Source organism: Dyadobacter psychrotolerans (genome assembly GCF_004349265.1).
Taxonomy (GTDB): domain Bacteria; phylum Bacteroidota; class Bacteroidia; order Cytophagales; family Spirosomataceae; genus Dyadobacter; species Dyadobacter psychrotolerans.
On sequence record NZ_SMFL01000009.1, the window covers coordinates 13109 to 28420 of the forward strand.

The 15312-nt window shown below is 43.6% G+C and carries 10 protein-coding genes and 1 tRNA gene; 7 read left to right on the plus strand and 4 right to left on the minus strand.

Annotated features, from left to right (window positions below; genetic code table 11):
- The first annotated feature begins 8 nt into the window (after positions 1-8).
- From E0F88_RS21685 to E0F88_RS21715, 7 genes are all read left to right on the plus strand, one after another.
- Positions 9-719, plus strand: coding sequence for an ATP-binding cassette domain-containing protein (locus E0F88_RS21685; RefSeq protein WP_131960387.1), 711 nt, complete (start codon positions 9-11; stop codon positions 717-719).
- 186 nt (positions 720-905) lie between these two features.
- A complete protein-coding gene (locus tag E0F88_RS21690) occupies positions 906-3962 on the plus strand; it encodes a serine hydrolase domain-containing protein (protein WP_131960388.1) in 3057 nt (1018 codons plus the stop codon).
- A 77-nt stretch (positions 3963-4039) separates the two neighbouring features.
- A complete protein-coding gene (locus tag E0F88_RS21695) occupies positions 4040-8662 on the plus strand; it encodes an Ig-like domain-containing protein (protein ID WP_131960389.1) in 4623 nt (1540 codons plus the stop codon).
- A gap of 90 nt (positions 8663-8752) precedes the next feature.
- Entirely contained in the window at positions 8753-9205 is a 453-nt protein-coding gene (locus E0F88_RS21700) for a nucleoside deaminase (protein WP_181956106.1), read from the plus strand.
- Positions 9206-9269: 64 nt separating this feature from the next.
- A complete protein-coding gene (locus tag E0F88_RS21705; RefSeq protein WP_131960390.1) occupies positions 9270-9875 on the plus strand; it encodes a superoxide dismutase in 606 nt (201 codons plus the stop codon).
- A gap of 119 nt (positions 9876-9994) precedes the next feature.
- A tRNA-His gene (locus E0F88_RS21710) sits at positions 9995-10070 on the plus strand.
- Between the two features lie 250 nt (positions 10071-10320).
- Positions 10321-11541, plus strand: a complete 1221-nt coding sequence (locus E0F88_RS21715; RefSeq protein WP_131960391.1) for a site-specific integrase — start codon at positions 10321-10323, stop codon at positions 11539-11541.
- A gap of 438 nt (positions 11542-11979) precedes the next feature.
- Here the strand turns inward: E0F88_RS21715 and E0F88_RS21720 are convergent, their stop codons facing one another.
- The 4 genes from E0F88_RS21720 to xth all read right to left on the minus strand — a co-directional run bounded on the left by E0F88_RS21720 (position 11980) and on the right by xth (position 14892).
- Complete coding sequence (locus tag E0F88_RS21720; RefSeq protein ID WP_131960392.1) at positions 11980-12972, minus strand: type II toxin-antitoxin system HipA family toxin; 993 nt, start codon at positions 12970-12972, stop codon at positions 11980-11982.
- Positions 12969-13298, minus strand: coding sequence for a HipA N-terminal domain-containing protein (locus E0F88_RS21725; protein WP_131960393.1), 330 nt, complete (start codon positions 13296-13298; stop codon positions 12969-12971). The genes E0F88_RS21720 and E0F88_RS21725 overlap by 4 nt, the downstream gene beginning before the upstream one ends.
- On the minus strand, positions 13298-13516 hold the full coding sequence (locus tag E0F88_RS21730) for a helix-turn-helix domain-containing protein (protein WP_229213865.1): 219 nt from the start codon (positions 13514-13516) through the stop codon (positions 13298-13300). Before E0F88_RS21730 ends, E0F88_RS21725 begins: the two co-directional genes overlap by 1 nt.
- Before the next feature lie 584 nt (positions 13517-14100).
- Positions 14101-14892, minus strand: a complete 792-nt coding sequence (gene xth, locus E0F88_RS21735) for an exodeoxyribonuclease III (protein ID WP_131960394.1) — start codon at positions 14890-14892, stop codon at positions 14101-14103.
- Positions 14893-15312: the final 420 nt, after the last annotated feature.

Genomic DNA, 15312 nt, shown 5'->3' on the forward strand with positions numbered 1-15312 from the left:
TTTTTTCAATGTCTATTCAGGTTACAAACCTTACCAAAGTTTACGGAGCGCAGCGTGCTATTGATGGTATATCATTTACCCTCAGACCGGGAGAAATTGTGGGTTTTCTCGGACCGAACGGTGCCGGAAAATCCACAACCATGAAAATCCTGACAGGTTACCTTAAAGCTTCATCGGGCAGTGCGCAGGTCGCAGATTTTGATGTAGCTGAACAACCTATGCCCGCCAGAAGATCAATCGGATATCTGCCCGAACACAATCCTTTGTACCTGGATATGTACGTGCGTGAGTTCCTGCAATTTTCCGGAAAACTCTACGGCCTAAGCGGCGATTCTCTAAAATCCCGGGTTGATGAAATGGTGCGGATGTGCGGGCTTGAATCTGAAAAGCATAAAAAGATCGGACAACTCTCAAAAGGTTACCGCCAGCGTGTTGGTCTGGCCCAGTCATTTTTACATGATCCTTCGGTATTGATACTGGATGAGCCTACAACGGGTCTTGACCCAAACCAGATTCTGGAAATACGTGACCTGATCAGAACGGCCGGAAAGAACAAAACGGTGCTTTTTTCAACCCACATTATGCAGGAGGTGGAAGCCCTCTGTGACAGGGTAATTATTATCAATAAAGGTAAAGTTGTCAGCGACAGTTCATTGCAAACGCTGCGGGAATCGGGCAAGTCGCTGGAAGATATCTTTAGAAGTCTAACGGGGGCGTAGTTACTTTTTAAGTGAAAAACCGTAATAACATACATTGTGATAAATTATTAGAATTGCCTTAAAACATAGATTTTTTGCATTTATTTAATTGCGAAATTGTTATTGTTGTAATGTTTGGTAAACTCTGTTTAAAATGTCAGAATTAGAATTGTTGTTGTTCCCTCATAAAAGTCAGTGGATTTGAAAATGAAAAATTGGTTTGTCAGCCGTTTCGGGGTTGTCGCAGGTATTGTCTTATTGGTGGTTTTAACGTCTGTTGTTTCAGTAGCATGGAAAATAATTTCTGTGCGAAATGAGGCAGTTGTTGTATTGCCTGAAAGCAAAAAGGAACAGACCAAAGCTCCTAAAAAGAGAAGGGAACCTGTGCTCGTTTTGCCTGAAAATTACTGGGTCGACAGCACGCTACAAACCATGACAATCGATGAGAAAATCGGCCAGCTTTTTATGGTGGCGACTTTCTCCAATCGTGACGAAACACATTACCGCTACATTGACAAACTAATCAACGATTTCCACATAGGAGGCCTTATTTTCTTTCAGGGCGGTCCGGTTGGCCAGGCGCAGCTTACCAACAGATACCAGTCACATTCCAAAACGCCGCTTTTTATTGGAATTGACGGCGAATGGGGACTAGGCATGAGACTGGACAGCACGATTTCATTTCCAAAACAAATGGTCTTAGGCTCAATTCAAAATGATGAGCTCATTTACCGCATGGGTGCTGATATTGGCAAACAATGCAGGAGACTGGGTATCCACATTAATTTTGCCCCTGTTTCGGATATCAACAGCAATCCGAATAATCCGGTAATTGGCATACGTTCCTTTGGAGAAGATCGTGAAAATGTAACACGCAAGGCAGTGGCTTACATGAGAGGCCTGCAGCACAACCGCGTTATCGCAACTGCGAAACATTTTCCCGGACATGGTGATACAGATGCCGATTCGCATTTTACATTACCGGTTCTTACACATTCTGTTGAACAGCTGTCTGAAGTTGATCTTTATCCGTACAGACAAATGATTGCGGATAGTTTGATGGGTGTTTTAAGCGGTCATTTGCATGTTCCGGCACTGGACAGTTCTCCCCAGCTTGCCAGCTCACTTTCAGAAAAAGTCATTAACGGTTTGCTTAGAAAAGAACTGGGTTTCCGTGGCCTTGTTTTCACCGATGCGATGAATATGCGTGGCGTATTAAAAACGGGTCGTGCTCCGGAGGTGAATATGAAAGCGCTGGTTGCCGGAAATGACGTTTTGCTGTATCCTGAAAATGTAGCCGAAACGATTACGAAAATCAAGGATGCAATTGCCCAACGGATTATCAGTGAAAAAATAATTGATGATAAAGTAAAAAGAATACTTCAGGCTAAATACTGGGCAGGACTAAGCAAGTATAAGCCGATTGAAACAACTAATTTGTATGCCGACCTAAATACCGAAAACAGCAAACAGCTTTACCGCGAACTTTGTGAAGCCTCGGTTACGGTAGTTAAAAATGAAAACGGCATTTTACCGATCGGGTCAGTTATTGATAACAAAATGGCCTCTGTAAGTATTGGAGAAGGGAGCAATGCCACTTTTCAAAAAATGCTGACAACCTACAAACCCATGCGTTCGTTTAGCTTTTATGACGGTCCGTCAACGCCTGAACAGATTACCGAAATGCTGAATTATCTTCAGCCTTATGAAGTAGTCGTGGTGGATGTACATGGAATTGCGTCCAATCCCAAGCGAAATTATGGTGTTACGCCAGGCATGATAGATTTTGTAACGCAGTTAAAACAGCAGGAAAAAAAAATTATTCTTTGCCTTTTTGGAACACCATATAGTATTCAGTTTTTCCCTGAAACAGACGCGTTGATTTGCGCAAGTCAGGATGGAAAGGATCAGCAGGAAATTGTTCCTCAAATCATTTTTGGCGCGCTTTCCTCGCAGGGCCGTTTGCCGGTTTCTGTACTTTCATACAAAGCAGGAGACGGTGTCACAACATCCGCCATGAACCGTATCGCATTTGGCACTCCGGAAAGTGTTGGAATGGATGGACTGATGTTGAAAAAAATAGATGAAATCGCAACTGCATCTATTCAGGATCATGTGTTTCCGGGTTGCCAGGTATTGGTTGCCAGAAAAGGTAAGATTGTTTACGACAGACAATTCGGAGGTTTAAACTACCGGTTTCCGGATCGGGTAAATCAGGAAACGATTTATGACCTGGCATCCCTGACAAAAGTTTCAGCAACCCTGCAGGCTGTTATGCTGCTGTACGACCGCAAGCAGATTGATCTGGATGAAAGAGCGTCACATTATTTGCCGGAGCTTTTGGCTACCAATAAAGAGAACTTTACCGTGCGTGATTTGCTAATGCACCGTTCGGGCCTGATTTCTTTTTATCCTTCTTTATGGGACAGGACAAAAACCGGCGGCGGCGGTTTGCTACCGCAATATTATAGTTCAAAAGCGGATAGTGCCCATTACCTGCAAGTAGCTCCCAAGCTTTTTGCCAAAGGAGCCTTACGTGATTCCGTTTGGAAATGGGTTGTAAAATCTCCCCTGAATTTAAGAAAGGATAAAGCTGGCCAGTACGGTTATTTGTATAGTGATCTGGGATTTATGACTTTACAAAAAATTGTGGAAAAGGTTACCGGCCAACCACTTGATATTTTTGTTGCTTCCAATGTTTATGAGCCACTGGGACTGTCTTACCTGGGATTCAACCCCTTACGCCGTTTCCCCGAAAAACAAATTGCCCCAACCGAGCAGGATTATCGTTACCGCGGACAGCTTTTACAGGGTACCGTCCATGATCAGATGGCGGCCGAAGTTGGAGGAGTTTCAGGCCATGCCGGACTGTTTGGAACAGCCAGGGATCTTGCCGTTCTTTTTCAAATGAATCTTTGGAAAGGAAATTATGCCGGGAGAAACTACTTTAATTCAGCAACCGTACCTCTTTTCTCCAGGGTTTATGATGAGACACATCATCGCGGACTTGGCTGGGATAAAGTGCCTGCCGATGGCAACAGTTCCTATGTCTCTCCTCAGGCTTCTGTGAATTCATTCGGGCATACGGGGTTCACGGGAACAATGGTTTGGGTGGATCCGGATGAAGATTTGTTATTTATATTTTTGTCAAACCGTGTTAATCCTGATGCGGAAAATGCGGCAATAACCTCTCAGCGAACCCGCAGAAGGATACAGGATGTTGTCTACACATCAATAAAAGAAAGGAAAGCAGTTCTGCATTAATAGTGTGGGAATGTATTTGAAAAATATCTCTAACTTTACCAGTTGAAAAGGTAAGAGAATAGATATTAGTAGGATACATGGAAAAAACATTTATTAAAAGAAGACTTTTTGCTTGCATCGCTGCGATTTTAGCAGCAGCTTCATCATTTGCACAAACGATCACGACAGGTGCGGTAAGCCCGGCAGCAGTATGTGCAGGAAACAGCATATCAGTTCCATTCACAACAACCGGCACCTTTGTTGCAGGTAATGTTTTTACAATTGAATTATCAACTGCCGCAGGCGCATTCCCGGGCACTTTTCTGGCTACAACAGGAACAGCATCTCCTCTGACAGCGGTTGTTCCGGCTGCAACGGTACCAGGGGCGGCATATACAATACGGGTTACTTCAAGTAATCCTGTTGCAGCAACAATGACGCCGAGCGCTGCTTTTACGGTTAATGCGATTCCGGCAAATCCAACTTTCACAGCACCACCTTCTTATGTTACAGGTGCCGTAGCGGCTCCGTTAACTGCATCAGGAAGCAATTTATTATGGTATTCGGCGGCTACAGGCGGAACAGGTTCAGCTACTGCACCCACACCAACGACCACCGCCGCAGGCACTCAAAGTTTTTTTGTAAGCCAAACAGTGGGCACCTGCGAAAGTGGAAGAGCACAAATTGACGTAGTCGTTACTGCCTGCACCGCACCCGCTGCACCGACGGTAGCACCGGTTGCTTACACAGTAGGACAAACACCCGTCGCGTTAACAGCAACAGGAACTGGTTTATTATGGTATACTGCCGCAACAGGCGGAACAGGTTCTCCTACGGCTCCCACACCAACAACAACTGCGGCTGGAACTCAGAATTTTTGGGTAACACAAACGGTATCAGCCTGTGAAAGTCCACGTGCGCAGATAACAGTAACAGTGAGCGCATGTACTCCTCCTCCTGCTCCGACGGTAGCACCGGTTGCTTACACAGTAGGACAAACACCCGTCGCGTTAACAGCAACAGGAACTGGTTTATTATGGTATACTGCCGCAACAGGCGGAACAGGTTCTCCTACGGCTCCGACACCAACAACAACTGCGGCAGGTACTCAGAATTTTTGGGTGACACAAACGGTATCGGCCTGTGAAAGTCCGCGTGCTAATATCGTTGTAACAGTTACCGCTTGTACACCACCTGTTGCACCGACGGTAGCACCGGTTGCTTACACAGTAGGACAAACACCCGTCGCGTTAACAGCAACAGGAACTGGTTTATTATGGTATACTGCCGCAACAGGCGGAACAGGTTCTCCTACGGCTCCCACACCAACAACAACTGCGGCAGGTACTCAGAATTTTTGGGTGACACAAACGGTATCGGCCTGTGAAAGTCCGCGTGCTAATATCGTTGTAACAGTTACCGCTTGTACACCACCTGTTGCACCGACGGTAGCACCGGTTGCTTACACAGTAGGACAAACACCCGTCGCGTTAACAGCAACAGGAACTGGTTTATTATGGTACGCTGCCGCAACAGGAGGAACCGGTTCTCCTACGGCTCCTACACCAACAACAACTGCGGCAGGTACTCAGAATTTTTGGGTGACACAAACGGTATCGGCCTGTGAAAGTCCGCGTGCGCAGATAACAGTAACAGTCAGCGCATGTACGCCTCCACCGGCGCCGACAGTAGCACCGGTTGCTTACAGAGTTGGACAAACCCCTGTCGCTCTAACAGCAACAGGAACAGGTTTGCTCTGGTATACAACAGCAACGGGCGGAACAGGTTCGGCTACGGCTCCGACACCAACAACAACTGCGGCTGGAACTCAGAATTTTTGGGTAACACAAACGGTATCAGCTTGCGAAAGTCCACGTGCGCAGATAACAGTAACAGTCAGCGCATGTGCGCTTTCAGCAGCTCCAACTATTACTTCAGCAACGACCTACTGTGCCACTACAGCTGCAATCCCAGCATTAACAGCTACGGGAACTGCCATTAAATGGTATAACGCCTCAGGTGGACTCATTGCTTCTGCAGTACCAAACGGGAATGTAAGTGTTTCAGAAGTTCAAACTTTTTACGTAACACAAACCGAAACCGGTAAATGTGAAAGCCCTAAAAAATTCATTGAAATAATTATAAACAAAACGCCTCTTCCCGTTGTAAGCTCAACCGTTGTTGAGTACTGTTTAAATTCAACAGCAACCGCATTGACAGCAACCGGTACTGCTTTAAAATGGTATGCTTCTACAACCGGCACCACGGAAATATCCCCAATTCCGGTTACAACGACAGCCGGAAATTTGGTTTTTTATGTTAGTCAGTCTCTATATGGATGTGAAGGCGACCGAGCCAGAATTGATGTTAAAATAAAAACTTTACCTGCTGTACCAACTGTTACAACACTTGCCGCAGTTTGTGAAAATACAACAGTAGCTTCAACAGTTCTTTCCGGTGCTGTTACTCCTCAGACCGGATTGCTTTGGTATACAGCCGCCACAGGTGGCACGGGTACCTCATCGGTACCTGCTATTGTCACAACCACGGCTGGTATTAAAAATTACTATGTAACACAAACCGCAGACGGCTGCGAAAGCGCAACAAGGGCGATATTGGCATTGGATGTAAAGGCACAGCCAGCCGCACCGACAGTAGCCGCTGTCCCTTACTGTAAGGATGTGACAAATGCCACAGCACTTACCGCAACTGGAACAGGTCTGAAATGGTATAACGGTTTAACCGGAGGAACAGCCTTAACAGCTGCACCTGTACCATCAACTGCAACGGTTGGTACAGCTTCATATTATGTTAGCCAGACAACTGCTTATACCGGATTATCCTGTGAAGGACCTCGTGCTAAACTGGATGTAATTACAAATCCATTACCTGCAAACTTGACTGCAGCTTCTGAGGCCTTGTGTCAGGAACGTGCAGATAAAACATATACTTTTTCTGCAACGCCCACATTAGGAAATACGATCTCTTGGTATTCGGCACTTACAGGCGGAAGCAAAGAAACCGCTGTGCCTCCAACTGTAAATTTAAAGAATGCCGGAGAAACAACTTTTTATTCAACTCAGGTGATTACCGCAACAGGCTGCGAAAGTCCTGTTCGTGCCGCAATCAAAATAAGAGTTAAACCACTTCCTGCTGTTCCATCAATTTCTGCCGCGCTGATTGAATACTGCCAGTTTGTAGCTGCTTCTCCTTTGTCAGCAACACCCGTATCCGACGCAACGCTCGACTGGTATGGAACAAGTGCTGCCGGAGGAACTGCTTCCGGAACTGCACCAACGCCTTCAACAGCAAATGGCGGTACGACCTCCTATTATGTTGCCCAAACTCTGGAAGCATGCGCAAGCGACAGGACAAAAATTGATGTAAAAATCAACACAACTCCTTTACCTGTTACACAAACCTCACTGGCTTACTGTCAGAACGAAACGGCGCCAATTCTGGATGCGACAGGAACTGTATTGAAATGGTATCGTACCGCAGACGGAGGACCCAATGACTGGCAGGGATATCCATACACGCCCTACACCGGAAAAGTAGAGGACTATTCGTTCTTTGTTACTCAGACAGGACTTGAAAATAAATGTGAAAGCCCTAAACAGGAAATTAAAATCCATATCAAAGCTTTACCATCTGCAACTTTAACAGGTAATACAACCATCGACCTGGGACAGTCTGCTACGCTATCTCTTGCCTTTACAGGTGACGGTCCCTGGAAATATATACTTTCTCATGGTGTAACAAACACTACGACACAATCAACAGTGACCGAACAGGTAACGCCGCTAACTACAACTACCTATTTCGTAACCGAAATATCCAACTCTTGTGGGAAGGGATCGCCTGTCGGTACTGTGCTTGTTACGGTAAGAATTCCAACGATTACTTCCGGCAGTCCGTCTGTTGCCGAAGCTTGCGCAGGTAAAACTTTTACTGTCCCATTCCAGCAATCAGGAGATTATCCGGCAGGCAATACATTTAAGGTCCAGATAGCACTTACTAATGAAGATGCTAAATTCTACACGATCCCGTCTGTTGCAACCTCAAACCTGATAACGGCTACATTCCCTGACACCACTGCGGGCGGCAATTATTTTGTCCGTGTTGTCAGCTCAGGAACAAATCCTGCGTTTTTTGTACGAGGAAGCGTTAGTCCGCTGGGCATCACTGCCAGCCCTCTGCCAGTCGCAACAATTTCAGGAGCGCAAACGGTGTTAATGGGAGATCCGGCAACATTGAAGGTAGATATTACGGGAAAATCGCCATGGACGTTTAGCCTTAACAATGGTGTGAAAGATTCGCTGATTACCGCCACGACTGCTTCTTATACATTTAAAATAACACCAAAAGCGACGACTACATATACGATCACTTCTGCAACCAACGGTTGTGGTATAGGTAAAGGTGCCGGATCCGCAAGAGTTCAGGTAGATCCAATCCTGGCTGTTGAGCCTGTTGTGACGAATTGGGTAACTGTTTATCCAACCATAGCTGAAACGCTTTGTACCGTTGAAATTTCAGGGGCCTTATCTCCAAAGGATGCAAAAGTCGAGGTGATTGATTTGACAGGCCGTCCGGTATTTGAACAGGTTATTCGTCAGAAAACAACCGAGCTGGATTTCTCTAAATACCCGTCCGGATTATATCTGCTGCGGGTACAAAACGGAAATCTTCGTTCTGTGAATAAAGTAATGAAGCGTTAATAACAATATCGTTAACCGGAATATAAAATGGGATATTTGTTGCGGAGGCAATGAATATCCCATTTTTGTAATCTTATTTCAAATAAAAACATGGACATACAAGCTGATATCGCTGATCAATACTTCATGGCGGAAGCCATGCGTTTGGCACAGCTTGCATTCGAAGACGGCGAAATTCCTGTCGGCGCAGTAGTGGTGATCGGTGAACGTATCATTGGAAAAGGCTACAATCAAACCGAAAAACTGCATGACGTAACTGCCCATGCGGAGATGCTGGCCATCACCGCCGCTTCAGATTACCTGGGAGCAAAATACCTGCAGGATTGCACCTTGTATGTCACCCTCGAACCTTGTGTGATGTGCGCAGGAGCACTTTACTGGTCACAAATGAAAAGAGTGGTGATTGGAGCAACAGACGAAAAGAGAGGATTTTCCAGACTTGGCACAGGAATTTTACATCCTAAAACACAGCTGACAACCGGAATTCTGGGTGAAGAATCGAGAACACTGCTTCTCAAATTTTTTAAGACATTAAGAACATAAAGTCCTGTTCTGCTGTTAGCAAACTAATCTATTACATTCAATAACCATTAAACCTTAAATTAAAATGGCATTTACACTGGACCCGTTACCCTACGCCAATAATGCACTGGAGCCGCACTTCGATGCATTGACAATGGAAATACATCATGATCGCCATCATCAGGCATATGTTACCAATTTGAATGCCGCTGTTGCAGGTACTGAACTGGAAGGTAAAAGCATAGAGGAATTAATAGCGAATATCAGCAAAGCTCCGGCTCCCGTTCGTAACAACGGAGGTGGACACTGGAACCACAGCTTTTTCTGGAAGTCACTTTCTGCTTCTGGCGGCGGAGAACCAACAGGAGAACTGGCAAAAGCAATCGATGCTAAATTCGGTTCTTTTTCTGCATTTAAGGATGAGTTCAAAAAAGCTTCAATCGGACGTTTTGGATCCGGTTGGGCGTGGCTTATCAAAACAGGCGATGGTGTTGCGATCACTTCAACGCCAAATCAGGACAATCCTCTGATGGACATTGCCGAAGTAAAAGGTACTCCGATCATCGGTCTTGACGTGTGGGAACACGCTTATTACCTGAAATACCAAAACAAACGTCCTGATTATATAGACGCATACTGGAACGTAGTAGACTGGAAAGCTGCTGATGCTCTTTATGTTGCGGGCAAATAATCAGGTTTAAAATATAAAAAGGTTTGAAGTTTGTAAAAAAACTAGAAAATAGTCTTGCAAGCTTCAAACCTTTTCATACTTTTGTATCCCCGAACAGGGTTGCCCGAATAGGCAAAAACGGAGGTTGTAGCTCAGTCGGTTAGAGCGCTAGATTGTGGTTCTAGAGGTCGCGGGTTCGAGACCCGTCTCCCTCCCATTTAGAAGTTTTTAAAATCAACAAAATGCCTGTAAATCAATGATTTACGGGCATTTTTGCTTTCCGGGATATCCCAAAATATGCAAAAATTCTCAATGTTTCAGTGAGTAATTCGTGTAGTTCGCTCATTTTTGAAAAAAGACTCACTGAAGTGGGGTTAAGTCATTGATTTACAAGATGTTCAAGAGATAAACATCTTGTTTTACAAGCGCGGCGGCTCGATATTTATTCATCTTAAACGCTTGTGTTATGTTGGAAAAGAGTTTCGGCCTGCTTTTTTATTTAAAGCCCGCCAAAAATCAAAAGGGAAATATCAGATATGTGTATCTGCGGATCACAGTCCAGGGAAAAGTTGCAGAGCTATCCACAAAAAAGCTATGGAATACCAAACATTGGAATTCCATAGCTGGAAGAGCGACCGGCAACAAGGAAGACACCAGAACGCTTAATGCCTATCTGGACATGCTAGCAGCAAAGGTTCATCAGGCTAAAAAGATGCTTATCGAAGATGACATAAAAGTCACCGCGGAAGCACTCAAAAATGTTCTTTTGGGAAAGAGTACTGAAACAAGAACCATTCTGGAAGTTTTCCAGTACCACAATGAGCAGATGGCAGCACTTGTTGGAAAAGAATTTGCTCCGCTTACACTAAGCAGATACAAAACTGCGCTCGAGCATACGCGCTCATTTATCCAGTGGAAATACAAAATGGATGACCGACGGATCAGCGACCTTGATTTTGAATTCATCTCCGAGTTCTCTTTCTGGCTTCGCAGCGCACGCGGTTGTAATCACAACTCGGCCATTAAGTATATGTCGAATCTGAAAAAGATTGTGCTCATCTGTGTTAATAATAAATGGTTGAAAAAAGACCCTTTCCAGGGATTCAAACTGACTAAAAAGGAAGTTGTAAAAAATCCGTTGTCGCGGGCAGAGCTCCAACGCCTGACGGAAAAGGAATTTGAAATGGATCGCCTCAACAATGTTCGTGACATCTTTCTTTTCTGCTGTTATACCGGCCTTGCTTATGTTGATGTAAAGCAGTTAAAGCGTAGCGATATCGTTACAGGAATGGATGGGGATCTTTGGATCGATACCACTAGACAGAAAACGGATTCAGCCACCAGAATTCCACTGCTTCCGACAGCTTTGGAAATAATGAAGAAATACGAAGATGATCCGTTGTGTAGTAACCGGGGAGTTGTGCTTCCGGTTTTAAGCAACCAGAAGATGAATGCCTACCTCAAAGAAATTGCGACTTTATGCGGAATTTCAAAAACGCTCACTTTTCATATCGCACGTCACACTTTTGCGACGACAGTTACACTTAGTAACAAAGTTCCAATTGAGACAGTGTCAAAAATGCTTGGACACCGATCTTTGAAGCAGACGATGGTTTATGCTAAGATTCTGGATGTGAAGATCAGTGAGGATATGAAAGCGCTAAAGGAGCGGTTGAGAAACACCTAAGACCAATGTATCGCAGGCGGCGCTAGTATGCCTGCGATACATTGGTAGTGTTATAATTACAAATATCTTGCTCATACCTTAATGGCTTTCATGAGCCGTTTTTTATCGTGGGAGGTGGCAGAGAAAGAATCGAAGACTTTCTCTGAAATATAAAGACTTCTGAGCGCAACGTGTTGACCAATCAGCCTCGGCTGCTACTGGCTCCAGAAGAATTATAAATTTATTGTAAACTTGAATTCTAAATCCAGAAAATGAAAAATCAAATAGAAATATATCAAAGCCAGGACGGACAAACTCAAATAGAAGTAAAATTTGGAGAAGACACCGTATGGCTTGACGCTCATTCGTTGGCTGAGATATTCTCGGTTCAACGTCCAGCTGTCGTAAAACATATTAATAATATAAATCGTATTTTCCCATACGCGGGTTTTTACCATATCATGATTTCCGCGGCCATTCCATATTAATTCGTTTAATTTTGTCTTTATAGTATGATTTGTATTCAGCCTTTATTGGTTCGTTTAAATAAGAACTATCAATCAGAAAATCGATTTTTTCTTCTTTTCCGTTAAACTCCGAAATGATTTTAATAATCCGGCTCTCTTTGATTCCTAAGACCTTCCCAAACTGTAAGAAGTCATCGTAAGTATAAAAGCCTTGGGCATCATAGGCGTCCGAAAAGCGATCTTTCAAAAGCATGAGCGCCATGTCTGACTCACTAGGCGAATGTATGCGGGTGCAAAGCAAATCGTAGGCCGGTGTGAAAACGTAGTCACCTGTTTCAATTTGAATAACAGAAAAATTCTTGACGTGTGCATCACCGTTTGAAAAAATATAGTTGAACAGTATCAATCTGAAGAATTTTTCAATTTCTACCGGATATAATGAAACGTGGATTTTCATTAATGCGCCTATTTCTTCATAGGAAAGATCATATTTGAAATTTCTTCCATGTGTAATCTCTGTGACTTGGGCAATTTGTGCGAAGTCTTCTTGTTGGAACTTGCTGCCGTCTGGCTTAACGTCAAATCTTTTTACCAGGTAAGCTGGTGTTCGATCCTTGAAATAAATAATCGCGTTGGGCGGGACTGCGATCCTGAAAAGTTGCCTTGCTAGTTGCATCGTCAAATGCTCATTGGCAGGGGCTTGATCCAGATGTTTAAACTGACCTATTGGAATAGGCTTCAGTAAAAATTGACCTCCTTTGTCCGTGAGAATCAGTTGGCTTTTTGCCAGTTTCAGTGAGTATTTCACCTGAACTCCTGATATCGACATTTTTTTGGTCAAATCGTTGAAAAGGTCTGAATCTTCCGTGTAAGGAGAATGAAATGGCAGGATGTGACTCACCTTCTCGCCATCAAATAATTCTTTAAGACACTTTTTACAGTACCCATCAACGGCTACCTCTTTAAAACATCCAGAGCAATTCATGATAAAATTTCGTTAACTGTTATTGATCCTATTGTATCTGATTTTGCTGTTGCTAATAAAAGACCGAAATGGTCATTTTCATCGATACGTAGTAGGCGGCATTGAGTCTGTTTGTTGACCCCTTCGGAAAGCAATCCGTAGAAGAAAGGAAAGAGAACATCAGAATAATATTGTTGATGTGTTTTTGGTAGCGATAGACTTATAGCAAATTGGTTGGAATCCTCGAAGTAGGCATTGTCATATGTAAAAACATATTGCTGAGAATCTGTTCTCTCAAGAGTGCCAGCCAGTATTCCGTTATTGTAGATTTCGGCCTTTCTTCCCATCACTTAACTATTTCTAATTTAATGACCATGCCAAGAACATTACAAATGCGCATGAGGGTTTCAAGTTCAGGATTGGCCAGGCCTTTTTCTATGTTTCGCAGGGTTCTTGGCGAAATTCCGGCAATATCCGCCAAGTCTGCCTGGATGATATGCCTGGATTTACGTCTTTTTTGAATAATCCTTCCAATATTCTCTTTTTGCTGCATTTCTATATCCATAAATAAATGGGAATTAAACTGCCGTTTTAGGTAAAATACACTTTACATTAATAGCTATACATCAAAATCGGCAATAAAATTCCGAAACTGTTAGTAACTTCTTACAACTCATGAAATTTCTATAAAAAAGGTATTATAAATCCCTTTTAATTTTAGCTCCTTCGGGGATAGGGTTTCACAGCTTAGTGGAAGAACTCATCTCCGCTGATCTATGAGCTGTAATTAAAACCGCCGCAAGCTTTTATACAGGACGATGCATAAGATGTCTTAGAAGGTTAAAGTACTGATTTGTAAATTAAAAAATTTACATTTTTTAATTTTAGTAACAATAGTGCAACATTAATTCAACTTATTAATTAGTTTATTAACTAATTAATAAGTTGTACATTTGAGTTTTTGTGATTTAGATAGAGCACAAGCTTATTGTCTGATTAAATTCACGTTGCTATGATACAAAATTACATTAAGGTTGCCTGGCGTAATGTATTGAAGAACAAGGCAATTTCGTTCATTATGATTTTTGGGTTGGCTGCTAGTATAGGTGCTTTTCTCTTGATTACTCAATATGTATTCTCTGAGTTTAGCTATGATGAATTCCATACCAGCGCAGATAACTCCACCCAAACCGGTGCATGGTCGCTTGATTTTTCCCAGCCGCGGACGTCGCGGTCTACGCCGGCTGCTTTCAGGCGAGGAGCGATTTGAGGGCTGAGCAGGAAATGGTCGATACGTAAACCGGCGTTTCGGCCGTAGGCATTGCGGAAGTAATCCCAAAAGGTATAAATTACTTCATCAGGATAGAGTTTCCTCAGCGCATCAGTCCAGCCCTGATCGACCAGTGTTTTATAGGCTTCCCTTGTCTCGGGGCGGAATAGCGCATCATCTAGCCAGCGTTCGGGTTTGTAAACATCCAGTTCCGTGGGCATCACGTTATAATCGCCGGCCAGCACCACCGGCACTTCCTCGGAAAGCAGATAAGCTGCGTGTGTTTTAAACCGTTCAAACCAGCTGAGCTTGTAATCAAACTTCGGTCCCGGCGCAGGATTACCGTTTGGCAGATAAAGACAGCCAACCAAAATCCCGTCAATTATTGCTTCAATATACCGGCTATGCGTATCTTCCTCATCGCCGGGAAGTGTACGGCGTACTTCCTGTATATTGTCCAGCCGGGAAAGAATCGCTACGCCGTTCCAGCTTTTCTGTCCGTTCCAGATCGCGTGATAACCGGCTTCCAAAATCGCCTTTTCAGGAAATTTTTCCTGTGGCGCTTTCAATTCCTGTAAACAAACGATATCCGGAGCTGTTTGCTCAAGCCAGCGAAGTAACACCGGCAGGCGTCCGTTCACTCCGTTTACATTGTATGTTGCGATTCTCATGGTTGAAATTGGCTATGGTTTTATCAATGATTTATTTAAAAGAATCATACTCAAAGTTCTAAGGCTCCAAGGCTATTCAAAAACTTTCATCTGATCATAAAAAAAGGAGTTTTTTCATTTCGATAACCTCTTTACATATATGGCTAACCGTAATTAAAATCTACGCTGATCCAGATATATTTCTACGTATACCAGTTAGCTTTCGTAAGCGTCTTACGCATACCTTTGCGGCCAACCTTTTAATTAATCTTTCTTATACTCAATTACCAGTCAAACACAATTTACATCAAACTGAGTGTGATTTTACAGTCAGAGTAAGTTCCGTATCTATTAAAAACCTATGACGTCAACCTTATAAATCCACCAGGATCTATACTGGACCGCCATGCCTGATCCAACCATTTTTAATTATTTCCAAAG